Source organism: Ochrobactrum sp. P6BSIII (genome assembly GCF_014138065.1).
Lineage (GTDB): Bacteria > Pseudomonadota > Alphaproteobacteria > Rhizobiales > Rhizobiaceae > Brucella.
This window is the reverse complement of record NZ_JACGXB010000009.1, coordinates 158,260-182,042: the sequence shown is the minus strand read 5'-3', so window position 1 is coordinate 182,042 and position 23,783 is coordinate 158,260. Positions and strand designations below refer to the sequence as shown.

Genomic DNA, 23,783 nt, shown 5'->3' with positions numbered 1-23,783 from the left:
GGGATGATCGTTCCCCGATCATTTTCTGGTTAAACGGCTAAGGCCGTGCGCTCGACGCGATGTCCTTCCGCCTCATCAAACACATGCACCGCAGACGGTGCCCATGTCAGACCGACGGTATCGCCGCGATTGAGGCGACGAATGCCTTCAATGCGCACCTGCAAAGACTGATCGCCCACGCGGCATTCGAGAATGCTGTCCGCACCGTGATACTCGATGGCTTCGATAGAGGCTTTTACGCGCCCCTCCTCCGCCACACGGATTTCCTCGGGGCGCAATCCCAGCACAAGTCCCCGGGCAGGATCGCTCAAAATCGCCGGTCCATTTGGGGCACCGCTGATAGCGGCCTTGCCGTCAAAATCGGCCATACGGATGATGTTCATTGGTGGTGTCCCGATAAAACGGGCAACGAACGTAGTGGCGGGCTCCAGATAGAGTTCGGAAGGCTTTGCCTTCTGCTCAATCTTCCCACCCTTCATCAGAATAACCTGATCGGCAAGGCTCATGGCCTCGATCTGATCATGGGTCACGTAAACCATGGTCATACCGAGTTGCTGCTGCAAGTTACGGATTTCCTTGCGCATATCGTGGCGCAGCTGCGCATCGAGATTTGAAAGCGGTTCGTCCATCAAGCACACGGAAGCTTCTGCGACGATGGCGCGCCCCAGAGCAACACGCTGCTGCTGACCGCCAGAAAGCTGCGACGGGCGCCGATCCAGCAGATGCGACAGACCCAGAATATCGGCAGCGCGCTTCAAACGCTGGTCACGCTCACCAGCAGACACTTTGCGCACACGCAGGCCGAAAACAATGTTCTCTGCAACGGTTAAATGAGGAAACAGGGCATAGGACTGGAACACCATCGCCAGGCCCCGCTTCGCGGGCGGCGCGTTGGTGACGTCTTTGCCACCGATGATGATCTGGCCCGAGGTGACAGAATCCAGCCCGGCGATCAAACGCAGAGAGGTGGATTTACCACAACCCGAAGGACCAAGCAGCACAGTCAGCGTGCCGGGCTCAACGGTAAAGTTCACATCATTGACCGCGTGGAATGTCGTCCACTTCTTGTTGAGATTGACGATCTCAATTCCCGACATTCGCGTCCCCTCCCAATGCTTATATCTGCCTTTGAAACCGCATCGGCGCAAAGACAGCTCCCGACTGGCAACACTTTGGGACAAACCCAAGGAACCAGTCTCCATCCGCAAAAAAATTATTGAACTTTTTATTCACAGTCAATACTTTTGTACAAAATGAGTTTCTTTGTATTGGGACTCATTCATCATGGGAGCGAACATGTCCAGATTCAGCATATTACAAATTTCAGATACTCACCTTTCGCCGCGAACCGACCATTTCCGCGAGAACAATCGCCTGCTCGCCGAACCACTGGCGGAATCAAATCATGACTTCATCATCCATACGGGCGATGTGACCCTGGACGGGATTCGTTATGACGAGGATTATGCGTTATGCCGGGATTTCTTTAAGGAATCCGGCAAAACTATCCATTTTCTTGCGGGCAATCATGACGTTGGCGACAATCCAAACCTTTCCAAGCCGGAAAGTGAAAATGGCAGCGCCATCAATGCCGCGCGCTATGCGAGATTTGCAGATTATTTTGGCGCCGACCGCTGGGTTATCGATCAAGGCAAATGGCGAATCATCGGTATAAGCTCGATGCTGATTGGTTCCGGCTTGTCGCAGGAAGCCGAACAATATGACTGGATAGACCAACAGATCGCGTCATCCGGTGACCGTTACCTCGCCGTATTCTCCCACCAGCCGATTTACATCGATAATATGGACAGCACCGAGCTGACCTATTGGACTGTCGATCCAAAGGGTTGGGGTCGCCTTGAGGGTCTGATCAACCACCCAAAGCTGCGGCTAATCGCCAGCGGCCACCTGCATCAGCAGCGCTCATCCAAGCGCGGCAATGTGCATCTGGAATGGTGCTCATCGATTGCGTTTACGACAACGGAAGAGCTTGTTCCGGAAATGGGTGGCACTCGCGAAGTCGGCTATATGGAACATCACTTTTCTGATGATGGTCGCGTTGAAAGCAAAGTGCTGAAGCACGACGGTTTCGCCAATGATCACCTCGAAGACATGATCAAGGTGGTTTACCCGCTGATCGGTGGCTAAGCTCTTAAAAGGCCAGAAACCGGCCGTTTTTAAACCAATACACCCCCGTTAGCCTCTGCCAACGGGGGTGTTTTTTGCGCGCCACAGATATCAAGCAGGCTTGTGTCCAGTCACCGATGCCGGAACTTTTGAATGGCCAAACCAGTTGGGGTTGGTCACGCTGGCCTTGCCTGCGTCAATCAACGCGTTCTCATCGTTGCCGTTGGATTTGTAATCACGATCCGCTAATGGCTGGATGCGAACTGAATTCTCCGTTTCTTCGAAAAGATTCACATATTTCAGATTCTTGTCGCGGCCGATTTCAGCCATTTCCAATGCGGCGGGCAGTTTGCGCGGCAGATTGACGTTCAGCCAATGACCGTCATGCGCCCAATCGCTTCTAGTTTCCCAGAAATTGCGAATATGACTGGCAAGCCACGCCAGAGCATCTGCATCGAACGCTTCACAATCACGCGGCGCGGAAAAAGCAACCGAAGCAATGCCGTTCAGCGCGCCTTCGCGGGCAACCGCCATCGTCCCGGAATAGGACACATCCTCGGCCACATTGCGCCCGGCATTGATGCCCGACAAAACGAGATCTGGCATTTGCTGATCACGGAATACCCAATGAATCGCAGCGATTACGCAATCCACCGGCGTACCCGTGCAGGCGTAACGCTTGTCTGCAAGCTTGTTGACCGAAAACCCAGCCGTGAGAGAGACACAATGACCGTTTGCACTGCGATTTCCATCCGGTGCGATGATCCACACATCGTCACTCAAAAGACGCGCGGCTTTCTCAAGCACCGCAATGCCGGGAGCATCAATACCGTCGTCGTTTGAAATCAGAATTCGCATTTCCCACCTCTTGAAAACCCCTCTCCCAGCAGGAGAGTCTCCGCAATTTATGTGGCAACATATGATTTATTTGTACATTCTTTGCAATCACAATATTTTTGTTCATTTATGATTTCAATCAATTCTTGACGTAAAGGTAATTATCGCATCATTATCGCACGCAAATGAGATAGTGAGCCTTCTTGGAAGAAAGACGCAAAAGGTAGAATAATGGCCCGCAGCACAAAGCCGAAAACCAAGTTTCAGGCAGATCAGGACGAGCTGAAACTACGTGCCGCGTGGCTCTATTATATTGAAGGGCTGACGCAGGAGCAGGTTGCGCAGAATCTGGATATCAGCCGGATCAAGGCTTTCCGGCTGCTGGCTGCCACGCGCGACGAGGGCATCGTCCAGATTTCTCTGAATTCCCATGCCGAGCCGCTCATACGTTTGCAACGTGCGCTGGAAAAACACCTCGGGCTGTTTGAAGCCATTGTCGTGCCCTCTTCCGATCAATCCGAAGCCAGTATCTCCGCCGTGATCGGCCACGCTACCGGACGTTATCTTTCAGATCGCCTGCAAGACGGGCTGACAGTCGGCGTTGGCTGGGGTGCAACGTTGCAGGCTTGTATGAGCCATCTGAAATGGCGTGAAATCAATGACCTGTCGGTTATCTCCCTGCTCGGCGGCTTGACACATTCCATGGCTGACAATCCATCAGCCGTCGCATGGCGGCTGGCTGAGTTTTACAAGACGGAACTCTTCCAGATCACCGCCCCCGTCTTCGTGCCTCATGTGGCTCTGGCGAAGGAGCTGTGGGAAATCCAGGAACTAAAAGCACTGAAAAGCAAAGTTTCCGACATAGATCTCGCTGTTTTGAGTGTAGCGGACGTCAGCAAACAGGCATCGATTTTCCGTCGCGGTTTGCTGACGGCACAAGATGCAGAAAGCCTGCAGGCAGCAGGCGCAGTGGGCGATGTGTTGTGCCAATTCGTTGATGAGGCAGGTGAGATTGTCGATCATCCGATTAACAAACGCGCCATGGCCATCAACCCAACGGAACTGCGCAAAGTGCCAAAAGTGATCATTTCGGCAGGAGGCGTTCGCAAAGCGCAGATCATCCGCGCCAGTATCCTGACCACAAAGGCTCAAGTGCTGATCACGGATGAGATGACTGCTCAGGAACTGTTGACGCTGAAAAGCCTGAACTGATTTCAGTTCTTGCCCTGCAACGAAGATGCCCGCAACCCAGTTCACGCGAATGTTCCTTGCTGCCGCGTGTTAATTGGCGCTCCATATAGGCAGAGGAGAAAACCAATGCCATTTCGTAGCGCAGCTTACCGTGGCATATTCAGCCAGGCAGAATTGTCGTTGTTGCAACAGGCTTATAACCGCAGTTGCGAACTTTTGGGCCGGTCTCCATCGACTGATGATGACAGAGACCAACTTGCACGGGTCGTTATACGCACTTTCGAAGACAGCGACCTTGATCCGGAGCTAACAGCACAGCGCGCCTCAGAACTGGCGCGCGTATTCGAATAACGCAAACAACAACCCACGCATTGCTCAGCCCGCTTCGGGCTGATTTTTTGAGTAACAGGATTTCCGTCACTCATTGCCATGGCCAAGAGGCAAACGTGCACTAGTTTAGAGACGGCAATCCCATTTGCAGATGTTGAATTCATCTGAAGCTCAAGCGGAGGAAATCCCTATGCAGCATAGAATTCACGAAAATATGGAAGTGATCGGTGCCGACGGCGTGCATGTCGGCACGGTTGATCGGCTGGAGGGCAACCGGATCAAGCTCAAGAAGAGCGATAATTCCGGGCAACATAGCGACCATCATCATTACATCGAGCTGGGGTTTGTCGCCGATATCGAAAGCGACAAGGTCAGGCTTTCAGCCAATGCAGATGTGGCCATCACGCTTGAGGAAGAAGCCTCGGGACGTCCGGTCGATCTGTAACTTCGCCTTTCCCGATGACATTCCGGCGCAGCAGTCAGCAACTGCCGCGCCGTAAACACGGACCGTTTAGCCTCTCAAGCACAACATTAGCTCAGCACGATACCGCCATCGACGTTGAGGCTCTGGCCGGTCACGAAGCCCGCATCATCCGAAGCCAGGAATGCGACCGGTCCGACGACATCTTCCGGGTCACCAATACGGCGCATCGCTGTCTTTTCCTGCCAGGACTGGCGCACGGCAACATCGTCCAAATTGACCCGCCCCATATCGGTCAGGATAATCCCCGGGCAGATGCAGTTGGCCGTAATCCCATAAGTGCCAACCTCCTGCGCGAGAACGCGGGTAAAGCCCATGACGGCGGCCTTCGATGCCGAATAATGGGCCTGTTCAGGCGCGCCGTGCTTACCGCCGATGGAAGCGATATTGACGATGCGGCCGTATTTCTGCTGCTTCATGTAAGGCAACACAGCCTGCACGACGAGGAATGTTCCCTTCGCATTGACATCGAGGACGCTATCCCAGTGCTCTTCCTTGAGGTGCTCCACATCGCTGGCAATAAGAATACCGGCATTGTTGACGATTGCATCGATACGACCAAATGCATCAGCAGTCTTCTTGACCATCGCCTCGACGTCAGCCTTGTTGCTCACATCGGCATAGACGATTAATGCGCGGCGGCCGGTGGTCTCGATTTCCTGCGCCACTTCCTGCAACGCATCTTTTTGACGCTCGATATCGTTGATCGCGACATCGAAGCCGCGCTTGGCCATACCAATAGCAATGGCTCGGCCAATACCGCGACTTGCACCGGTGACCAGAGCAATTTTCGCCTGTTCAGTCATCTCATTCTCCCAAAATCAAAGCGCGGTGTAACCGCCATCTACGGCAAGTACTGTTCCCGTCACGAAACTTGCGGCGTCGGACGCCAGAAAAAGAACGGCATTTGCGATCTCGCGTGGTTCTCCCAGCCGCCCCTGTGGCGTCATGCGCATCCAGGTTGAAAACCATTCTTCATTGCTGCGGCCAGCAAGCGTAAGTTCCGTTGCGGTGTAACCCGGCGCAACCGCGTTGACCCGCACGCCTTGCTTCACCCATTCAACAGCCAAAGACTTGGTGATGAGGTTTACCCCGGCCTTGGCTGCGTTATAGGCAACCTGCGGCTGCGGATAGACGACAATCTCGCCGCACATGGAAGAGATGTTGACAATGGCACCCCGCCCCACAGCAGCCATGCGTTTGCCAAAGGCCTGAGCACAAAAGAAGACGCCGTTGAGATTGACGTCGATCACGGCGCGCCAGTCTGCTTCGGACGTTTCGCTCGCCGGGCCGTTGCGAACAATGCCCGCATTGTTGACCAGAACGTCGGGAACGCCGACCTCGGTAGCAATCGCTTCGGCTGTTCGCTCTGCTACATCACGATCCGTGACATCCAGAATGTAGAGGCTTGCAGATGAAGGACGGCGCGCATTGAGCTCCGCGACCGTCTGCTTGCCCGCCGCTTCATCGCGGTCCGTGATGATAACCGTCGCGCCAGCCTCAACGAAAAGCTCGGCAATGGCCCGCCCGATACCCTTTGCGCCGCCGGTTATGACGGCACGCTTACCGGTCAGTTGAAAATCTTTGAGCATTTCGTCCTCCCATCACAATGCCTCAGGCAGCCTGTACGGCCTTCAATGCCGGATAGAGCGCTCGATACTGCTGGTAGATTTCATTGTAGAGTGCGGTCTCGCGCGGGCGTGGCTCGATGCGTTTGCCCGGCCTCACCATCGCGGCAATGCCGTCATCAATGCTTGCGAAATGGCCAGCCCCGTGCGCGGCAAGAACCGCAGCCCCGACAGAAGGCGCATCACGCGATTGCGGCACGCAGACCGGCAACCCAGCCGTGTCGGCATGGATTTGCAGCCACAGCGGCGATGCGCTGGCCCCGCCGCCAACCGTAATTTCCTGTCCGCGATAACCAGCATCAGCCATGGCATCGAGAATGGCGCGCGTGCCGAAACTGATACCCTCCATAATGGCGCGGAAGATGTGGTGCGGTTCATGCGCCAACGTCAGACCGACAATTGCGCCGCGAGACAAGGCATCGGTATAGGGCGTGCGGTTACCCTGAAAATGATCCTGCACCAGAAGGCCCTCTGCACCCGGCTCCAGCGCGGCAGCCTTGGCGTTCAACGCTTCCATATCCATGGTGCCGTTCATCATGCGCCCAAGCCATGCGATGATCGACCCGGTTGAAGTCTGCCCGCCCTCGATAATGTAGCGGTCCGGATAGACCATATTGGGATAGCTGCCCCAAATGCCCGGCGCATGCAGAGGCTTATCTGCAACACCAAATTGCAAGTGAGATGAACCGGTTATCAGCGCAAGCTGACCCGGTTTGGCAACACCGAGACCGATCATGCCGATAAGTGCATCGGCTCCGCCCTGCACCACCTTCACACTCTGCGACAGGCCAAGTGCGGAAGCAGCCGATGCGCAAAGTCCGCCGATAACCTCCCCTGGCGCAACCACGCGTGACGGCCATTTTTGCAACAGAGCGTCGAGGCCAAGTTTCTCCAGAAGCGTAACCGGAAAGCCGCCGCGATCTGTCGAATAGTGCCAGCGAAGCGAAACATTGTTGAGGCTCGCCGCCTTTTCACCGGTCAGGCGCAGGGTCATGAAATCCTGATATTCGCAGATTGTATCTGCCTTTTCGAAGATCTCCGGCTCATTGCGCGCGATCCACAGCGCCTTCGGGATCATCCATTCCGCGGAGACGGGCCCTCGTCCGCCGCCATTGGCCTGCAAGGCCTGATCGCCGGTGGCAAGTACGGCATCCGCCTCGGCACTTGCGCGAACATCCATCCAGATGATCGACGGACGCAGCGGCTTGCCCTCGGCATCCAGAGCCACGACAGTGCAACTGGTCGTCGCCAGCGTGATCGCTTCTATTGCCGATGGGTCGACAGCCGATTCCGCTATCGCCTTGCGTGCGGCCTGGACGAAGCATGACCACCAGTCTTCCGGATTTTGCTCCGCGCGCGCGCCGCTGGAAAACTTCGTCTCATAGGGAACTGCCGCGCTTGCAAGGCAAGTGCCCGACAGGTCGTAAACCCGCGCCCGGATACTTTCCGTTCCTCCGTCGGCGGTGAGAAAATAAGCCATTCAATTCCTCCCGAGGCGGCTGCGAAAACTCCTCCAGTCTTCGCATGCCTCATCGCGCAATTTTCAACTCAGGCCGCGAAATGCTTCCAGCGCCTTGCCCGCATACATGACTGCCGGGCCGCCCCCCATTTCAACGGCGACTTCAAGCGCCTCGATCAGTTCCCTTTCGGTTGCGCCGTGCCGGATTGCTGCGTCCACGTGGTAGAGGATGCAGTCTTCGCACCCCTTCACCACGGCAATGCCGACCGCAATCAGTTCACGCTGCGCCGAAGAAAACGCGCCAGCCGCCGTTGCAGTCTTGCTGACCTTGGCAAAGCCGCTTATCAGTTCGGGTGCGGATTTTGCAAAAGCGCCAAGCCGTGCTTGCGCTTCTTTCAGACGAAGCCTGACATCGTCAGTCATGGGATCCTCCCGTGGAATTTATAATCAGATCAAGCACTTCTTTGGATTGGTCCCATTGCGGCATATGGCCGGACTGACCGAGGAAATGTATGGCAATGGACGGTGGCAATGCGGTCGCCTGTTGCCATGGGATGATGCGATCCAGCAGTCCAACCAGAACACGAACCGGCTTTGCACGGGAAAGCCTTTCCAGCGCCGGAACGATGTCGGAAGTTTGCCCCGAAGGACCGACAATCGCTGCGGAAAGCGCCTTGAGACGCCCCTTGGCCATGGTTTTCGCAAACTCCGCTGCCAGTTCGGGTGAAAGCTCCACTGGCTTGGCCGCGATACGGCGCAACAGATGGCTGACTTCGCCAGCCGTCGTTGCATTGGCCATACCGGAGATAAAGCCGGCATCGACTTCAGAACCAAGTCCAGCAGGCGCGATAAGCGTCAGGCTCGAAATGCGGCCTGCATGGGCATCCGCGAATTGCGTGGCTGCGACGGCACCAAGAGAATGCGCGACGACGTCAACCTCGGCAATTCCCAGAGCATCAAGGAACACAGGCAGGAAGGCGCTGAGTTCAGCCGCGTTCGCAGCATCGATTGTCGTCAGTCCGTGGGCAGGCAGATCAGGCACGATAACGCGGCAATTCGCACGCCGCAGACCCGCTGCAATGCCACTCCATGTCGTCCGGTCACCAGAAAAACCGTGCAGCAAGATGATTGTACGACCGTTCTTCGGCCCCTGATCCAGATAGGCAATACGGCCATTTGCAAGATCGGCAAAATGCACAGCACTATTGGATTTCGAACCGCCGGAAGCCGCAAGCACGTCTTCCTTCTCGATCCGGCCCCGACGCCCGCTGCCCGAAAGCGAATTGATGTCGATGCCATTCTGGCGAGCAACCTTGCGAGCAAGCGGCGTTGCGCGAACACGCTCGCCGCTGTTTGGTGAAGCCGCAGGTTTGGCAACGGAAGCTTCCACAGCCTCCTGAACTGCTTCAACGTCTTGAGCGGTCGCCGCCGATGCTTCCGGCGCTTCATCTTCACCGTCGCTGGTCCAATCGGGTCCAGTGCCGATATCGATGCGGGCCAGAGGCGCGCCTACAACCACATGGTCGCCAATAGCGCCGATCCACTCATTGAGCGTGCCGTCGCCCAAGGCCGGAAACTCGGCTACGGTCTTGTCGGTTTCGATTTCAATGATCGAATCCCCACGCTTGAAACTGTCACCCGGCTTGACGAGGAAGCCGACAATCTTGCCCTCCTCCATCGTCTCGCCAAGGCGTGGCATTTTCAAAATCCGTTCACTCATGACAACATTCTCTCGGCAACGGAGCGGATGAAATCGGTCGTCGGAACGCTACCGGTTTCAAGCTCCTGCGAAACTGAAATCGGAATGTCCTCACCGGCTACACGCACCACCGGCTGTTCGAGGTAGTCGAAGCATTCCTCGGTAATCCGAGCGGCAAGCTCTGCCGCAACACCGGCAGTCATCACGCCTTCCGAGACAACCATCGCCTTGCCGACGCGTTCGACATGTTCGCGCACGGTGTCGAAATCCAGCGGATTGAGCGTGCGCAGGTCGATGACCGTCGCTTCAATGTCCTTGGCGGACAGCTTCTCGGCGGCATCGAGCGCATAATGCAGCTGGCGCGAATAGGTGACGATGACGATGTCCTTGCCAGTACGGCGCACAGCGGCCTTGCCCCATGCCAGCGGCTCGGCGTCGAGATCGACCTCTTCCTTGCGGGTGTAGAGCGCCTTGTGCTCGATGAAGACCACAGGGTCGGGCTTCGTCAGGCTCTGACGCAGCAGATGGTAAGCGTCCTGAACCGTGGCTGGCATGGCGAGACGCAGACCCGGCGTATGCATGATCCAGGCTTCAAGGCTCTGCGAGTGTTGGGCGCCAGCGGAACGCCCGGTGCCGCCCTGGGTGCGCAGAACCATCGGCACGCCGATCTGGCCTCCGAACATATAGCGGATCTTGGCTGCCTGATTGGCAAGCTGGTCCATCGTCATGCCCAGAAAATCGATATACATCAGCTCGGCAACTGGACGCAGCCCGGTCATGGCAGCGCCAACCGCAGCACCGACAATGGCCGGTTCGGAGATCGGCGTGTCGATCAGGCGTTCGGGGCCGTATTTGCCGATGAGATCCTTCGTGACACCATAAGCGCCACCATAGCGCCCCACCTCTTCGCCGATCACGACGATGGTGTTGTCTTCCGCCATGGCGTCATCCAGCGCTTTGCGCAGCGCGTCGCGGTAAGTCATGGCAACCATTATGCTTCATCCTTGGAAAGTACGCGGTCGATACGGGTGCGAACGGGTTCGGGCTCAGGTTCGCCCACCGCGTAAACATCCTTGAACATGGAGGTGAGCGGCGGCGCCTTAGACTCGACAGTGAAATCGATAGTGGCGTCCATCTCGGCCGTGATGTCGCCATCCATGGCGTCGAGTGCAGCTTCCTGCGCCAGACCGGACGAAACAAGCCGATCGCGGGTGAACTTCACCGGATCCTTCTTGCGTCCTTCCAGTTCCTCTGCCTCTGCGCGATATGGGCTCTTGTCCATGCGCGCATGACCAAAGAACCGATAGCAGGTGACCGACAGGAAGCCCGGCTTGCCGAGCCGCGCATCGTCGATCAACCCTTGAGCAGCGTTCTTGACTTCCTCGACATCGATGCCATCGACAACAGCCCCGTTAAGGCCGAACGCATGCGCGCGCTGATCGAAAGCCGTGTTGGCGGTGGCCTGATCGACCCGCGTTCCCATGCCGTACTGATTGTTGATGCAGACGAACACCACCGGCAGACCCCAGAGGGCCGCCATGTTCATGCTCTCATAAAGAATGCCCTGCTGCATCGCGCCGTCACCAAAGAAAGCGAGCGAAACGGAATTCTTCTTCAGATATTTGCTCGACAGTCCCGCACCAACGACGGCGGGAATACCGCCACCGACGATGGCGTTGGCGCCCAGATGACCGAGCGCCATGTCGGCAATGTGCATGGAACCGCCCTTGCCGTGACAATAGCCGGTTTCCTTGCCGCCGATTTCAGCCATCATCTGCCTCGGATCAGCGCCACGCGCCAGAAAGATACCGTGGCCCCGATGATGGGTTGTGAAGGTGTCCTGCGGCTGCATGGCGGCACATACACCGGCGGCAGCACCTTCTTCACCAATGGAAAGGTGAAGCATCGAACCTGCCGTCTGGCCGCGCACGAAGAGTTCGCCGACGCGTTCTTCGAAAGTGCGGATGCGACGCATCGTTCTATAGAGTTCGAGAAGATTGGAATTACTCGGATTTTGCACGTGCGCCTCCGACAGACCTGTCTGTTGCAAATTTTTCATGGTGTCCGGTTCAGTGCCCTCACAGGAGCTTTAGTTTGGTGGTGCGCGAAACAACCGCGACCGCGACGAGAATGATGAGGCCTTTCACGATGCTCTGGATGTAGGTGTCCATGCCAATCAGATTGAGGCCGTTATTGATGACGCCGATAAACAGCGCCCCGAAGAAGGTTCCGGCAACCGTTGCCGTGCCGGGACGAAACATGGTCATGCCGATGAAAACCGTGGCTAACCCGTCGAGGAGATAGCGCTCACCGGCATTGGGCTGGCCGGAACCGAGGCGCGCCGCCAGAAGCGCCCCCGCGACCGCTGCAAAGATAGAGCAGACGATCAGCGCAGCCGCACGATAGAAGCGACCATTGACGCCCGAAAGTTCGGCAGCCTTGAGATTGCCGCCAACCGCGTAGATGTAACGACCGAAGACGGTGCGCTCCATGATGAACCAGGCGACAAACACGACGATGACCATTGCATAGGCAAGCACGGGAATACCGAAAAGCTGTCCCTGTCCCAGCCAGAGATAGCTGGCCGGAAGGCCACCATAGATCGCCCGTCCGCCGGTCATCAGAAAGTTGATGCCATAAAGAATGGAGCCGATGGCAAGCGTGGCAATCAGCGAAGGCACGCCGACAAGAGTGACAAGCGCCGCATTGACGGCCCCCACGACAAACCCTGCCCCCAATCCAGCAAGCAAAGCCAATGGCAGTGGCGTGCCCGCGACCAGCAGCAGCGGCACCAAAATGCCCGCCATGCCAACCATATAGCCGACCGAAAGGTCCATTTCGCGCGCGGCAAAACCGAAGGTCAGGCCCGCGCCGACGATGGTGAGCATGGCAATCTGCTGAAGAATGTTGAGCAGATTATTGGCTGTCAAAAAACGGTCCACCGTCAGCGAGAAGCCCGCAAACAGCAGGAGCAACACGAAGAGCGTTGAATATTTCAGCAGCCATTCGCCCTTGAGCTTCTTGCCGAAGCTCTGCGCATGACGCGACGATTGCGGGGCAACGGCGGGGTTCTGTGTATTCATTGGATAACTCCTGCCATTGCGGCAATAAACTTCGCTTCGGAAAAGGCCTCACGCGGAATTTCCGCGCCCGGAGAGCCATTCACGAAGGGGATGACGCGGTCTGCCACGTCGGCAATTTCCAGAAGGTCGGACGAGGTGACCAGAATGGCCACGCCCTTGTCGGCGAGCCTGCGCATCTGTGCGTGAATTTCACGCTTCGCGCCGATATCGACACCCTCCGTCGGCTCGATGAAAATCATCAGCCGGTAGTGGTCGTCTGCGCCGTAAAGCCACTTGCCGATCGACACCTTCTGCTTGTTGCCGCCGCTCAGATCCTTCACGAACTGATTACGCGAATGCGCCTTCACGTTCAGTAGCTGCATGGTGCGGTCGGCTTCCTGCGCTTCACGGCGCATCGACAGAACGCCTGTGCCGCCCAAGGCCGCAAAGGACGGATGCACCATGGCAAGGTTTTCACGCACATCCCAATCGCCGATCAGCGAATATTCCATGCGGTGATCGGGAACCAGCGCAACACCCTTTTTTTGCATGGTGCGCGCATCGATCCGGGCAATCGTTTCACCCTGAAAACGGCAGGTGCCGCTGGTGACGCCGCTTGCCGCATAAAGCGAACGGGCAAAGCCAAAATGGCCAGCGCCAGTCAAGCCGATCAGCCCGACGATCTCACCCGCACGGATGGAAAATTTGTCAACGTGCAGACCGCCTGCATGCCAATCGCTGACTTCCAGCACCACAGGACCGAAACTGCGATTGTCACTGGCTTCCTGCGCCATCGCCGTCTTGCCGCCCGAGCGTTGCAGCATCATATCGATCAACCCGGCTTCGCTCGCTTCCGTGGCCTGAAGCGTCGCAATGTGATGACCATCGCGCAGAACTGTAATTCTATCGCTCAATGCCTTGATTTCAGAAAGGAAATGGCTGATCAAAACGATCCCGACGCCTTGCTGCGGCAGGGTCTTGATGATCTCCCAAAGGCTCTCTTTTTCGCGCGCGGGCAACGTTGCCGTGGGTTCATCGAGGATGAGCAGACGGACATTGCCACGCAGTGCGCGGACAATTTCGATGATCTTCTGATCTGCCATAGGCAGCATATCGACCTGCTCGTCGAGGTCGATGGAAACTTGCGGGAACCAGCGCTTGAGCAAGTCATTGGCGCGCGACAGCAGCTTGCGCTTGTCAATAACACCAAGGCCCATGCGAGGCTCGTCGCCCAGCAGAATATTCTGCGCGCCGGTCAATCCGGGAACGAGACTGCCCTCCTGCGACACATGCGCGATACCCTTGCGCAGCGCATCACCGGCACTTGCAAGCTTCACCTCGGTGCCATCAATGGTGATCGTGCCCGAAGTCGGGCTTTTGCTGCCGCCAAGAATACTGACCAGAGTGGTCTTTCCGGCGCCGTTTTCTCCGATCAGTCCATGCACCTCATCAAACCGAAACTCGGCGCTCACCTGATCCAGCGCCAGCGTTCCGGGATAGGACATAACGATCTGCGACAGGCTTACGGCCATCGGAGAACTCCCATGAATTCAATCTACTCTAAAAGGGGCCGGAGCGCGGAACGTTCACGCTCCGGCCAGATGCAGGCAACTTTGGGGGCTTGCCTACTTCTTCGGGAGGAAGTCCTTGCAGTTCTGCTTGGTGACGAGCGGCGCATCAAGATAAACGGTCTTCGACGGAATGACCTTTGCAGCGTCTTCCTTCTTGACCACAATGCTCTCGATCCATTCGCCGGTCTGTGCGCCCATCTTTTCAAATGGCTGCGAAACCGTTGCGATCATCAGGCTGTCAGGCTTGCAGACTTCTTCGATCGCCTGCGGATGGCCGTCGATGCCGATGACTTTGACATTCTTCAATCCGGCGGCGTTCAGCGCGTTGATGGCGGCCTGTGCAGGCTCATCCCAAGGCGCCCAAACAGCATTGATGTCTTCGCCAAAGCGCGATGCATAGTCCTGCATGGTCTTGGTCGTATCTTCGAAGAAGGCCGTGTAATCGATATTGTGCTCGGCAATGACCTTCACTTCCGGATATTCCTTCAGCACGGTTTCCATCACGTCGCCGCGCTTGCGGGTGCCGTGGTGCTCTGCCATGCGCAGGAAGATCAGATTGCCCTTGCCGCCCATTTCATTAAGCAAATATGGCGACACATCAGCCGACATGGCCCAGTTATTGGTAGTGACATCGACCACAACGCCGTCAACCTGACCGCTATCAATGGCGAAAACCGGAATTTTGGCCGCAACAGCGGAATCGATGGCGGCACGCGAGGCGCGCAGATCCGACATGCTAACGATGATTGCGTCTACACCGCGCGAGGCAGCATCCTGAATGTTCGACGCCGTGCGTTCGCCCGAGCCACCGCTATCCAGAACGCTGATGCTCCAATCCTTGTTGGTTTCCTTGAGCCAGGCATCAAAGCCAGCTTTTGCACGCTGCTCGGACTGCGCCGCAGCGTTGGAATGCACCCAGGCCACATTGGTAGCCGACGCGCTTGCCGTGCCCATGAGCATGGCCAGAGCTGCGACAGCCATGGTTTTCCTGAAAAGTCCCGAACCCATTTTTTCCTCCCACAAGCCATGTGGTTGGCTCCACAACTGGCTTTGAATTACTGTTTCCCGGCACACATGCAGTTCAGTTCGAGCTGGTCAGTGCCTGTTACGGATGGCGCCATCGCCTCCCGCACTCCTCCACACCCGATGCACTGGCGAATGTCGGTCTCTGCTCCTCCAGAAACGCCATTCGGCTGCCTGTGCTTCAGGTTCCATTCCGATTGACCTGCCCGCTCTTTCGCGCTCTTGTCCGCCGGAACGATTGGTATTAAGCGTCGGCAAATTACAAATGTCAAATAGAAATACATTTGTAATTTGCCGTGCAGAAATTGAGCGAGGGACAGATGAGTGAATCCGAAGACAGCCTCATGGTGCGCGTGGCGTGGCTCTATTACGTTGGCGGATTCAACCAGGAGGCGACCGCATCCCGACTGGGCCTAACCCGGGCGCGCGTGAACAAGATATTGGGCGAGGCCCGCGAAAGCGGCCTTGTCAGCATTTCCATCGACCACCAGAACGCAGGCACATTGCCCGTGGAAAACGAGCTGATGCGCCGCCATGGATTGGATTTTTGTATTTCAACACCGCCATTTGGCTTTCATGCAGATGAAGATACGGCATCGGAAATCCGCAAGCAGGTTTCATTCCGGGCCGTCGGTGTTGCCGCTGCCACTTATCTGAAAAGCTTTCTGGCCGACAATGAGGAAGCCACCATCGGCACCGGCTGGGGACGAACCATCGAGCAGATGACATTGCAACTTGCGGGTGTACGCGCACCGCAGGCGCGCTTCATCTCCGTCATGGGATCGCTGACCGCGAACTCCGCCTATAATCCATTTGAAGTTGTGCACATGCTGGCGCGGCGGACGGGCGGGCAAGGCTTTTTCCTGCCGGTTCCGTTCATCGCTGATTCCGCAGAAGACCGAAAAGTGCTCATTTCGCAGCGCTCTGTGGCGCGCGCGCTGGAGATTGCCCGCACAGCGTCGGTTTGCTTCATCAGCGCTGGCGAGTTGACGGAGGATTCCCTGTTGCGCCGCCAGAACATGCTCAGCAAATCCGAGCTGGAAAGCCTGCGTGCCGCCGGTGCAATCGGCGACACCAACGGCATTTTCTTCGACAAGGATGGTCAGCAGGTCGAGCACGAGATGAACCAGCGCACCATCGCACTCAGCTTTGCCGAGCTGAAGAAAGTTCAGGTCGTGCTGCTCATCGCTGGGCAAGAGAAAGCTGCGGCAGCGAAGGCGCTTCTGAAAAGCGGCATCGTCAACGGCCTCATCATCGATGGTGACGCCGCTGACACGCTGCTGGCGCTTTCATAACGCGTGCCTTACCCGCGCGGAAAGCGCTGGTTGTCCTCCAGCACATTCAGGTCCATGTGGTTTCGCATATAGCGTTCCGACGCCTTTTGCAGCGGCTGATAATCCCACGGATAATATGCCCCGTTGCGCAAGGCCGGATAGACCACATGGCGGCGGGCCTGACTGGCGCGAACATGCGCATCGAAGAGATTGAGGTTCCAGCGGCCCAGCGCCTTTTCCATCAGTTGTTCAAGTATCACGCGATGCTCGGACCTTGCCGCCAAATTGTGCAACTCATCCGGATCATCCGCGAGATTGAACAATTGCGGTGGGTCAACACGGCAAAGATTGATCTTCCATTGTCCTTCACGCAGCGAAACCATCGGCGCAACCGTGCCTTCAGCCGCATATTCGCATGGCACCGCACCGCGTTCCTTCGTGCCAACCGCGACCTCCAGCAACGAAACACCATCGGTCCATGGCATGATGCCGTTGAGGTCGATACCCGCCAGATCGGCCAGCGTCGGCAACACGTCCAGCGTTGAGGCGGGCGCAGCGATCAAACCCACCGGCATCTGTGGCGCAGCGATCATCAGCGGCACACGTGCGGAGCCTTCGAAAAAGCTCATCTTGAACCACATGCCGCGTTCACCCAGCATGTCACCGTGGTCGGAGGTGAAGATGACAATCGTATCGTCTGCCATATTGCAACGCTCGATCACATCCAGCAGGCCGCCGATTTTCTCATCGACATAGGAAATATTGGCGAAATAGGCCTGCCGCGCTGCCCTGATCTGTTCACGGGTCAGTTCGTAATCCTCAGCCTTGGAAGCGCGAAGCAACCGCTCGCTATGCGGATCGATTTCGCTTTCCGCCAGCGGTCCGATCTTCGGGTCAAGTTCTGGAATATCCGCATACAGGTCAAAGAAGCGCTTGCGCGCCACGTAAGGATCATGCGGATGGGTGAAGCTGACGGTCAGGCACCAAGGGCGTTCATCATGGCCCCGCGCCAGATCGTAAAGCTTTGCCTCGGCCTGATAGGCGACTTCGTCATCATATTCGAGTTGGTTGGTGATTTCCGCAAAACCGGCCCCGGTGATGGAACCCAGATTGTGATACCACCAGTCGATGCGCTCTCCCGGTTTGCGATAATCCGGCGTCCAGCCAAAATCAGCAGGATAGATGTCCGTCGTCAGACGCTGCTCGAAGCCGTGTAGCTGGTCGGGGCCGACAAAATGCATCTTGCCGGAAAGCGCGGTCTGATACCCCGCATTGCGCAAGTGGTGCGCATAGGTTGGTATCTCGGATGAGAATTCGGCTGCATTGTCATAAACGCCGGTGCGGAATGGCAGCTGGCCCGACATCAGAGAAGCGCGCGCCGGAGCGCAAAGCGGGCTTGCCGTGTAGCAATTCGCAAAACGGGTGGAACGCTCGGCAAGCTTGCGCAAATGCGGGACATGCAGAAAGTCGGCTGGGCCATCCGGGAAAAACGTCCCGTTCAACTGGTCAACCATGAGAATGAGGATATTCGGCTTTTTCATCTGTGCGGAACCATCTGGCATAAGTGAAACGCGAAATGGCGGGCATCGAAATGCCCGCCTTGCAATCTTTACGTTTGACGATCAGATACCGAGGCTTGCCTTGACGGCGGCAGCGCCTGGTTCGCCCTTCAGCGTGGTCACGCCAGCCAGCCATTTGTCGATCTGTTCCGGATGGGCTTTCAGCCATTCCTTTGCAGCCGCCGAACCTTCCGCGCCCTCGTCCAGAATCTTGCCCATCAGCTCGTTTTCAATATCCACGGTGAAGGTGAGGTTCTTGAAGAAGGTTGCAGCATTCGGGCAGTTCGCCGACCAGCCGGTGCGGGCGAGCGTGTAGACTTCAGCACCGCCAAAGTTAGGGCCGAAATAATCATCGCCACCAGACAGATATTCAATCTTCAGCTTGGTGTTCATAGGATGCGGAGCCCAGGCAAGAAACACGACCCAGCCCTTGTCCTTGTTCTTGCGGTCCACCTGCGCAAGCATGGCCTGCTCGCTGGATTCCACGATCTTCCAGCCGTTCAGCTTGAATTTCGGATCTTCGATGATTTTTTGGATATTCTGGTTGGCAGGAGCACCCGGCTCGATACCGTAAATCTCCTTGCCGAATTTATCGCCATGGGCAGCAAGATCGGCAAAATCCTTGATGCCTTCGCTCGCGACATAATCCGGCACTGCGAGCGTGAATTTTGCGCCTTCCAGATTTTTGACGATCACCTCAGCCGCTTTAGCCTTGTCGAGATCATCGCGGAATTTCTGCTGTGCTGGCATCCAGTTGCCAAGGAAGACATCGAGATTGCCAGTTTTGAGGGCTTCATAGCCAATCGGCACAGACATTGTCTTCACATCGGGCTTATAGCCAAGGCCAGTCAGCAGCACACTTGCAATGGAATTGGTCGAGGTAATATCAGTCCAGCCTGGATCGGACAGGCGGATTGTTTCGCATGCAGCCGGATCGGCAGCATAAGCCGTTCCCGCCAGCCCCGTGAACGCCGCAAACGCCAGTGCAGTCATCTTCAAATAACGCATCGGAGACCCCTCGTTGATGGATGCATTCCGCATCTCGTACAATCAAAAGCCGTTATGGCTTGCATTTCGACTTTCAGGAAAACACCATTTGCGCTAAGGAAAAACCCATTCATTTTTTATCGACGATATAAAGGTTCTTTATGGTTTCTCCATCCTGGGATCTTGGCAGCCTTGGCGTTTTCGAAGCGGTCGGACGTTTGGAAAATCTGACCCTCGCAGCACGCGAACTCGGCATGACGCAACCTGCCGTCAGCTATCAAATAAAACGCATGGAAGACCGTTTGGGCGTCACGCTGTTTGCAAGGCGGGCGCGCGGCGTTGAAATTCTGCCGGATGGGCGGATTCTCTATGCGGCTGTGCGGGCTGGTCTGGATGGAATCGAAGACGCCGTGCAGCAGATCAGGCGCAGGCAGCGCTCACCCGGTTTGCGGATTGCAACGGATTATGGCTTTGCGACTTTCTGGCTGATGCCGCGCGTGGCGCAGTTCAGGCCGAAACATCCCGAGGTCGACGTGCGCATCACGGCTTCCTCCATGCTCCAGCCGCTCGACTATCGCGAGGCCGACATCGCGATCCTGTTCGGCGGACGCAATGATTTCCCCAAGGGCTCCGTCCCTTTCATCGGCGAACAAGTAGTGCCGGTCTGCTCACCCGCTTTTCTCGAAAAAAGCGGCGGCTTTCCCAAAGGCAAAGGGCTAGGCGCAGCCTCGCTGCTGCATCTCGACACATTGCAGGGTGATCGCTGGTTCACTTGGCAATCATGGCTGAATGCCATCGGTGAGGAAATCGTCGACGGCAATTATGGCCTCGTCTTCAATACCTATAATCTGGTGATTGAAGCGGCGATTGCCGATCAGGGTGTTGCGCTCGGCTGGGCGGGGCTGATCGACGGCGCGGTGCAGCGCGGACAACTTGTCCATGCCTGCGACATATCCCAGACAAGCGATAACGGCTATTGGCTGGTCTTCAATCCAGACATTTCCGACAGAGCACAGGCACTTGCGATGGAACTCATCGAGACGCCTAACGACCGCTGACGCGGCGGGTGGCCCTATTCCACGAAGCCTACAATCGGGCCAAACCCACCATGCCAGGATATGTCGTTACGGCCCAGTGCAGGGCTATAGATGCCTGTACCGTTTCCGCCATCGAGAAACAGGGCATTCGGACATTTCAGATGCTCGCGAAACATGCGCGCGAAATCATAGAAGTTCACCGGGTCTTCGCTGATTGCAAAACGCACAGCGCCATTCTCGCAAACGCCGACGCCACTGCGGCGCGTGCGGTCCGTCGAGCCTGCAATGAAAGCCGGGTGCAATTTGTTGCGGATGACCAGCATCGGACCGGATTGGGTCGCAAAACTGGCCTTCGGCTTGCGTTTTAAGAACGTGTCGGTAGGGAGAATTCCCGCACCCTTGTCATCCCAGAAGAAAACGCCGTTCGGCTTTTTGTAGAAATTCGGCACAGGACCGCCTGCACTTTCGCCTTTTTGTCTGTTGGCTGGACGCAGTTCCTGTTCAGTCTCGACATAAAGGCCGATCGGCGCAAAATCAGTTCCGTACATTCCGGCATTCATCGCGAAAACCAGCGTGTGACCGCCATTGCTGACGGCCTTGGCAACGCTCGAGAATGTCTGATAGGGCTCGCCATCAGCCCCTTTCCAGAACAGCCTTAGCCCGGCGATGCCGTTTTCCGGTTTGCAGATGATATATTTCGTATTCTCGAAACTATCCGCCTCACATATCCCCGGCTTGTCCGTTTCCTGAGCCTGAACGGGACAGGACATCGCCGCCACGAGCATCATGGCCACAGTGGAAAATCTGCGCTTCAGATAGATCTTCAATGCCGCTGCTTCTTTCTTCATCTCGCCACTATGCAGAAATTGGGAGATTCGAAGAAGCCCCTGCGATCAAGCCATCTCCGACGCCTCGATCCGGGCTGCCTTGCGCGTGGCAAAAATGAAGGCCGTAGCGAAAGTCATTGAAAGCAAAAGCACAATCGTCGGTGCAGGCGCGCTGTCGATGAAGAACGACAGATAGACGCCCGTGAAAGAACCAACCGCCGCGATAACAGCAGACAGCAACAGCATGGTGCTGAACTTGCGCGTCAGGAGAAACGCAATGGCACCCGGCGCGATCAGCATGGCAATGGCGAGGATGATGCCAACGGCCTGCAACGCGCCCACAATCGTCAGCGATATAAGGCTGAGCAGCCCGTAATGCAGGAGGCTGACCCGAAGGCCAACGGCCCTCGCCTGCGCGGGATCGAAGGCGTGCAAAAGGAAGTCTTTCCATTTGCCGCCGATGATTACCACGGTGAGGACCGCGATGAGCCCCGCCTGTCCGATATCGAACCACGAAACACCGAGCATATCGCCAAACAGAATGTGGTCGAGATGGACGTCCGGCCTCACTTTGACATAGAGCACCAGCCCCAGCCCGAACATGCCGGAAAACACCACGCCCATGACCGTATCCTGCTTGATGCGGCTGTTATCTTTCAAAAAGCCGGTCGCGATGGCGCAGAACATGCCCGCGACGAAGGCTCCCACGGCATAGGGAAAGCCCACGACATAGGCAATCACCACGCCGGGAAACACCGCGTGACTGATTGCATCGCCCATCAGCGACCAGCCCTTAAGAACCAGAAAGCAGGACAGTAGCGCCATGGGGATTGCCACAGTGACCGAAATCACCAGCGCATTGACCATGAACGGAAATTCGAATGGCGAAAGAAGAGTGTCGATAATGCTCATTGCGACCCCCCCAGCGCCTGTGTCTCAGCGGCGCGGCGTCGGCTCGCAAGCATGCCATGCTTGGGTGCGAAGAAGAATGCGCACAGGAAAATGGCCGTCTGCAACACAACAATGATGCCGCCCGTTGCACCGTCGAGGAAGTAGCTTGCATAGGCTCCGACAAAACTGGTGGCAGCACCGATCATCACGGCGATGACCAGCAGTCGCGGAAAGCGGTCCGTCAGCAGATAGGCCGTCGCACCCGGTGTAACCACCATGCAAATGACGAGGAAAGCGCCAACGGTCTGAAGCGCGGCAACTGTCGAGGCGGAAAGAAGCGTGAAGAACATGATCTTCAAAGCGGTCGGATTGAGGCCAATCGAACGCGCATGGCTTTCATCGAAGAATGTGACCATCAGGTCTTTCCATTTGACGAGCAAAATGGCGAGCGACACGAAGCCGATGATACCAAGCTGAAGCTTGTCGCCCGGCGTGATCGCGAGAATATTGCCGAGCACGATGGTCTGGATGTTGACCGAGGTTGGTGAGATCGACACCATGAACAGGCCCAACCCAAAGAAGCCTGAGAAGATCAGGCCGATAATGGCGTCTTCCTTCAGCTTGGTTCGTTGGTTCAAGAACAGCATGGCTGCCGCCGCCAGCCCGCCGGAAAAGAACGCGCCGATGGAAAACGGCAATCCCAGCATATAAGCCCCGGCAACACCGGGAACGATGGAATGAGACAAGGCATCGCCGATCAGCGACCAGCCCTTGAGCATCAGATAGCAGGACAGGAAAGCGCAAACACCACCGACCAGCGCCGACACCCACATGGCATCAAGCATGTAGCCATAGGTAAATGGCTGGAGAAGCGTTCCCATCATTGCTGCCCTCCCTCTCCATCGCCCGTATTGCGAATGGCTGCCTTGCCACCCTGAAGGATCAGCGGGCGTTCATCGTCGGTAATCACGCCAATGGAGGCAGAAGCTCCGCCTTGCGCTTCGTTCAAAACGAAATGACGCAGAACGCCACCAAAGGTCATTTCCAGATTTTTCTGGGTGAAGGTGTCCGCAGTCAGCCCATAGGCCAGCACCGTGCCCTTAATGAGGATCGTGCGGTCGCAAAACTCCGGCACAGAACCCAAATTGTGCGTTGAAACCAGCATCACGCGACCTTCGTCGCGCAGTTCACGCAACAGCGTAATGATCTGCTCTTCGGTCTTCACATCGACGCCCGTAAACGGCTCATCGAGAAGGATGACGCGACCGTCCTGCGCCAACGCACGGGCAAGGAAAACGCGCTTTTTCTGTCCACCGGACAGCTCGCCGATTTGGCGCTTGCGAAACTCGCTCATATTCACGCGAGCAAGCGCATTGGCCACCGCTTCATGATCGGCAGTCTTCGGTATCCGCATCATGCCCATATGGCCATAGCGGCCCATCATCACCACATCCTCGACCAGAACCGGAAAATTCCAGTCCACCTCTTCCGATTGCGGCACATAGGCGACGAGGTTCTTGCGCAAGGCTTCCTCAACCGTCATGCCCAGCACCCGGATTGAGCCACGCGCAACACGCACAAAGCCCATGATCGCCTTGAACAAGGTCGACTTGCCCGACCCGTTGACGCCGACAAGCGCGGCAATCGTGCCGGTCGGAATGCGAAAACTCGCATCGCGCAAGGCGGTCAGGCCGTTGCGATAGGTCACGGTAGCGCCATCGACAGCGATGCCGCCATTTTCAGAACCGGAACCGAAATGGCTCTGCCAGTCGGGTTGAGCATTCATCGGACAAATCTTTC

Annotated in this window: 23 protein-coding genes; 5 read left to right on the top strand and 18 right to left on the bottom strand. The window is 56.7% G+C overall.

Annotated features, from left to right (window positions below; genetic code table 11):
* Positions 1-29: 29 nt before the first annotated feature.
* Positions 30-1,097: an ABC transporter ATP-binding protein gene (locus tag FHW00_RS14570; protein WP_078339100.1), complete on the bottom strand. Its 1,068-nt coding sequence runs from the start codon at positions 1,095-1,097 to the stop codon at positions 30-32.
* Positions 1,098-1,296: 199 nt separating this feature from the next.
* On the opposite strand from FHW00_RS14570, the gene FHW00_RS14565 reads away from it, so the two are divergent.
* Entirely contained in the window at positions 1,297-2,148 is an 852-nt protein-coding gene (locus FHW00_RS14565) for a metallophosphoesterase family protein (protein ID WP_078339101.1), read from the top strand.
* A gap of 90 nt (positions 2,149-2,238) precedes the next feature.
* Here the strand turns inward: FHW00_RS14565 and surE are convergent, their stop codons facing one another.
* A complete protein-coding gene (surE, locus tag FHW00_RS14560; protein ID WP_021586541.1) occupies positions 2,239-2,985 on the bottom strand; it encodes a 5'/3'-nucleotidase SurE in 747 nt (248 codons plus the stop codon).
* A 210-nt stretch (positions 2,986-3,195) separates the two neighbouring features.
* Here surE and FHW00_RS14555 point away from each other — a divergent pair, with 210 nt between their 5' ends.
* Positions 3,196-4,176, top strand: coding sequence for a sugar-binding transcriptional regulator (locus FHW00_RS14555; RefSeq protein ID WP_210276547.1), 981 nt, complete (start codon positions 3,196-3,198; stop codon positions 4,174-4,176).
* 499 nt (positions 4,177-4,675) lie between these two features.
* Complete coding sequence (locus tag FHW00_RS14550) at positions 4,676-4,930, top strand: DUF2171 domain-containing protein (protein WP_078339104.1); 255 nt, start codon at positions 4,676-4,678, stop codon at positions 4,928-4,930.
* 86 nt (positions 4,931-5,016) lie between these two features.
* On the opposite strand, the gene FHW00_RS14545 is transcribed toward FHW00_RS14550, so the two are convergent.
* The 10 genes from FHW00_RS14545 to FHW00_RS14500 all read right to left on the bottom strand — a co-directional run bounded on the left by FHW00_RS14545 (position 5,017) and on the right by FHW00_RS14500 (position 15,393).
* Positions 5,017-5,772, bottom strand: a complete 756-nt coding sequence (locus FHW00_RS14545; protein ID WP_078339105.1) for an SDR family NAD(P)-dependent oxidoreductase — start codon at positions 5,770-5,772, stop codon at positions 5,017-5,019.
* Between the two features lie 15 nt (positions 5,773-5,787).
* Positions 5,788-6,558: an SDR family NAD(P)-dependent oxidoreductase gene (locus FHW00_RS14540; protein ID WP_078339106.1), complete on the bottom strand. Its 771-nt coding sequence runs from the start codon at positions 6,556-6,558 to the stop codon at positions 5,788-5,790.
* Positions 6,559-6,580: 22 nt separating this feature from the next.
* Positions 6,581-8,074, bottom strand: coding sequence for an FGGY-family carbohydrate kinase (locus FHW00_RS14535; RefSeq protein ID WP_078339107.1), 1,494 nt, complete (start codon positions 8,072-8,074; stop codon positions 6,581-6,583).
* A 63-nt stretch (positions 8,075-8,137) separates the two neighbouring features.
* Positions 8,138-8,476, bottom strand: coding sequence for a carboxymuconolactone decarboxylase family protein (locus FHW00_RS14530; RefSeq protein WP_078339108.1), 339 nt, complete (start codon positions 8,474-8,476; stop codon positions 8,138-8,140).
* Positions 8,469-9,773 carry an acetoin dehydrogenase dihydrolipoyllysine-residue acetyltransferase subunit gene (locus FHW00_RS14525; protein WP_078339109.1) on the bottom strand — a complete coding sequence of 435 codons (1,305 nt, stop codon included), beginning with the start codon at positions 9,771-9,773 and terminating at the stop codon, positions 8,469-8,471. Before FHW00_RS14525 ends, FHW00_RS14530 begins: the two co-directional genes overlap by 8 nt.
* Complete coding sequence (locus FHW00_RS14520) at positions 9,770-10,744, bottom strand: alpha-ketoacid dehydrogenase subunit beta (RefSeq protein WP_078339110.1); 975 nt, start codon at positions 10,742-10,744, stop codon at positions 9,770-9,772. The genes FHW00_RS14525 and FHW00_RS14520 overlap by 4 nt, the downstream gene beginning before the upstream one ends.
* Positions 10,744-11,772 carry a thiamine pyrophosphate-dependent dehydrogenase E1 component subunit alpha gene (locus FHW00_RS14515; protein WP_113533912.1) on the bottom strand — a complete coding sequence of 343 codons (1,029 nt, stop codon included), beginning with the start codon at positions 11,770-11,772 and terminating at the stop codon, positions 10,744-10,746. The genes FHW00_RS14520 and FHW00_RS14515 overlap by 1 nt, the downstream gene beginning before the upstream one ends.
* 58 nt (positions 11,773-11,830) lie before the next feature.
* A complete protein-coding gene (locus FHW00_RS14510; protein ID WP_078339112.1) occupies positions 11,831-12,835 on the bottom strand; it encodes an ABC transporter permease in 1,005 nt (334 codons plus the stop codon).
* The gene (locus FHW00_RS14505; RefSeq protein WP_078339113.1) at positions 12,832-14,346 is read right to left on the bottom strand and encodes a sugar ABC transporter ATP-binding protein; all 1,515 of its coding nucleotides are present in this window, start codon (positions 14,344-14,346) and stop codon (positions 12,832-12,834) included. Before FHW00_RS14505 ends, FHW00_RS14510 begins: the two co-directional genes overlap by 4 nt.
* A 93-nt stretch (positions 14,347-14,439) precedes the next feature.
* A complete protein-coding gene (locus FHW00_RS14500; RefSeq protein WP_078339114.1) occupies positions 14,440-15,393 on the bottom strand; it encodes a sugar ABC transporter substrate-binding protein in 954 nt (317 codons plus the stop codon).
* 335 nt (positions 15,394-15,728) lie between these two features.
* Between FHW00_RS14500 and FHW00_RS14495 the strand changes: the two genes are divergently transcribed.
* Entirely contained in the window at positions 15,729-16,703 is a 975-nt protein-coding gene (locus tag FHW00_RS14495) for a sugar-binding transcriptional regulator (protein WP_078339116.1), read from the top strand.
* Positions 16,704-16,711: 8 nt separating this feature from the next.
* Here FHW00_RS14495 and betC read toward each other — a convergent pair whose 3' ends face one another.
* Together betC and choX are read right to left on the bottom strand one after the other, a co-directional pair.
* Positions 16,712-18,223, bottom strand: coding sequence for a choline-sulfatase (gene betC, locus FHW00_RS14490; protein WP_113533913.1), 1,512 nt, complete (start codon positions 18,221-18,223; stop codon positions 16,712-16,714).
* 81 nt (positions 18,224-18,304) lie between these two features.
* Positions 18,305-19,234 carry a choline ABC transporter substrate-binding protein gene (gene choX / locus FHW00_RS14485; protein ID WP_445557941.1) on the bottom strand — a complete coding sequence of 310 codons (930 nt, stop codon included), beginning with the start codon at positions 19,232-19,234 and terminating at the stop codon, positions 18,305-18,307.
* A gap of 155 nt (positions 19,235-19,389) precedes the next feature.
* Between choX and FHW00_RS14480 the strand changes: the two genes are divergently transcribed.
* A complete protein-coding gene (locus FHW00_RS14480) occupies positions 19,390-20,286 on the top strand; it encodes a LysR substrate-binding domain-containing protein (RefSeq protein ID WP_078339118.1) in 897 nt (298 codons plus the stop codon).
* Between the two features lie 14 nt (positions 20,287-20,300).
* Here the strand turns inward: FHW00_RS14480 and FHW00_RS14475 are convergent, their stop codons facing one another.
* The 4 genes from FHW00_RS14475 to FHW00_RS14460 are packed head-to-tail and all read right to left on the bottom strand — an operon-like array spanning position 20,301 to position 23,769.
* Positions 20,301-21,113 (bottom strand): phosphodiester glycosidase family protein, encoded by an 813-nt coding sequence (locus tag FHW00_RS14475; RefSeq protein ID WP_078339119.1) that lies wholly within the window; start codon positions 21,111-21,113, stop codon positions 20,301-20,303.
* Positions 21,114-21,158: 45 nt separating this feature from the next.
* Entirely contained in the window at positions 21,159-22,004 is an 846-nt protein-coding gene (locus FHW00_RS14470) for a metal ABC transporter permease (RefSeq protein WP_078339120.1), read from the bottom strand.
* Positions 22,001-22,867 carry a metal ABC transporter permease gene (locus FHW00_RS14465; protein WP_078339121.1) on the bottom strand — a complete coding sequence of 289 codons (867 nt, stop codon included), beginning with the start codon at positions 22,865-22,867 and terminating at the stop codon, positions 22,001-22,003. The genes FHW00_RS14470 and FHW00_RS14465 overlap by 4 nt, the downstream gene beginning before the upstream one ends.
* The gene (locus FHW00_RS14460; RefSeq protein ID WP_078339122.1) at positions 22,864-23,769 is read right to left on the bottom strand and encodes a manganese/iron ABC transporter ATP-binding protein; all 906 of its coding nucleotides are present in this window, start codon (positions 23,767-23,769) and stop codon (positions 22,864-22,866) included. Before FHW00_RS14460 ends, FHW00_RS14465 begins: the two co-directional genes overlap by 4 nt.
* Positions 23,770-23,783: the final 14 nt, after the last annotated feature.

What these genes read in the sequence shown, in the direction of transcription:
- FHW00_RS14570 (WP_078339100.1), bottom strand. Translation starts at nt 1,097, where the DNA reads ATGTCGGGAATTGAGATCGTCAATCTCAACAAGAAGTGGACGACATTC.
- FHW00_RS14565 (WP_078339101.1), top strand. Translation starts at nt 1,297, where the DNA reads ATGTCCAGATTCAGCATATTACAAATTTCAGATACTCACCTTTCGCCG.
- surE (WP_021586541.1), bottom strand. Translation starts at nt 2,985, where the DNA reads ATGCGAATTCTGATTTCAAACGACGACGGTATTGATGCTCCCGGCATT.
- FHW00_RS14555 (WP_210276547.1), top strand. Translation starts at nt 3,196, where the DNA reads ATGGCCCGCAGCACAAAGCCGAAAACCAAGTTTCAGGCAGATCAGGAC.
- FHW00_RS14550 (WP_078339104.1), top strand. Translation starts at nt 4,676, where the DNA reads ATGCAGCATAGAATTCACGAAAATATGGAAGTGATCGGTGCCGACGGC.
- FHW00_RS14545 (WP_078339105.1), bottom strand. Translation starts at nt 5,772, where the DNA reads ATGACTGAACAGGCGAAAATTGCTCTGGTCACCGGTGCAAGTCGCGGT.
- FHW00_RS14540 (WP_078339106.1), bottom strand. Translation starts at nt 6,558, where the DNA reads ATGCTCAAAGATTTTCAACTGACCGGTAAGCGTGCCGTCATAACCGGC.
- FHW00_RS14535 (WP_078339107.1), bottom strand. Translation starts at nt 8,074, where the DNA reads ATGGCTTATTTTCTCACCGCCGACGGAGGAACGGAAAGTATCCGGGCG.
- FHW00_RS14530 (WP_078339108.1), bottom strand. Translation starts at nt 8,476, where the DNA reads ATGACTGACGATGTCAGGCTTCGTCTGAAAGAAGCGCAAGCACGGCTT.
- FHW00_RS14525 (WP_078339109.1), bottom strand. Translation starts at nt 9,773, where the DNA reads ATGAGTGAACGGATTTTGAAAATGCCACGCCTTGGCGAGACGATGGAG.
- FHW00_RS14520 (WP_078339110.1), bottom strand. Translation starts at nt 10,744, where the DNA reads ATGGTTGCCATGACTTACCGCGACGCGCTGCGCAAAGCGCTGGATGAC.
- FHW00_RS14510 (WP_078339112.1), bottom strand. Translation starts at nt 12,835, where the DNA reads ATGAATACACAGAACCCCGCCGTTGCCCCGCAATCGTCGCGTCATGCG.
- FHW00_RS14505 (WP_078339113.1), bottom strand. Translation starts at nt 14,346, where the DNA reads ATGGCCGTAAGCCTGTCGCAGATCGTTATGTCCTATCCCGGAACGCTG.
- FHW00_RS14500 (WP_078339114.1), bottom strand. Translation starts at nt 15,393, where the DNA reads ATGGGTTCGGGACTTTTCAGGAAAACCATGGCTGTCGCAGCTCTGGCC.
- FHW00_RS14495 (WP_078339116.1), top strand. Translation starts at nt 15,729, where the DNA reads ATGAGTGAATCCGAAGACAGCCTCATGGTGCGCGTGGCGTGGCTCTAT.
- betC (WP_113533913.1), bottom strand. Translation starts at nt 18,223, where the DNA reads ATGAAAAAGCCGAATATCCTCATTCTCATGGTTGACCAGTTGAACGGG.
- choX (WP_445557941.1), bottom strand. Translation starts at nt 19,234, where the DNA reads ATGACTGCACTGGCGTTTGCGGCGTTCACGGGGCTGGCGGGAACGGCT.
- FHW00_RS14480 (WP_078339118.1), top strand. Translation starts at nt 19,390, where the DNA reads ATGGTTTCTCCATCCTGGGATCTTGGCAGCCTTGGCGTTTTCGAAGCG.
- FHW00_RS14475 (WP_078339119.1), bottom strand. Translation starts at nt 21,113, where the DNA reads ATGAAGAAAGAAGCAGCGGCATTGAAGATCTATCTGAAGCGCAGATTT.
- FHW00_RS14470 (WP_078339120.1), bottom strand. Translation starts at nt 22,004, where the DNA reads ATGAGCATTATCGACACTCTTCTTTCGCCATTCGAATTTCCGTTCATG.
- FHW00_RS14465 (WP_078339121.1), bottom strand. Translation starts at nt 22,867, where the DNA reads ATGATGGGAACGCTTCTCCAGCCATTTACCTATGGCTACATGCTTGAT.
- FHW00_RS14460 (WP_078339122.1), bottom strand. Translation starts at nt 23,769, where the DNA reads ATGAATGCTCAACCCGACTGGCAGAGCCATTTCGGTTCCGGTTCTGAA.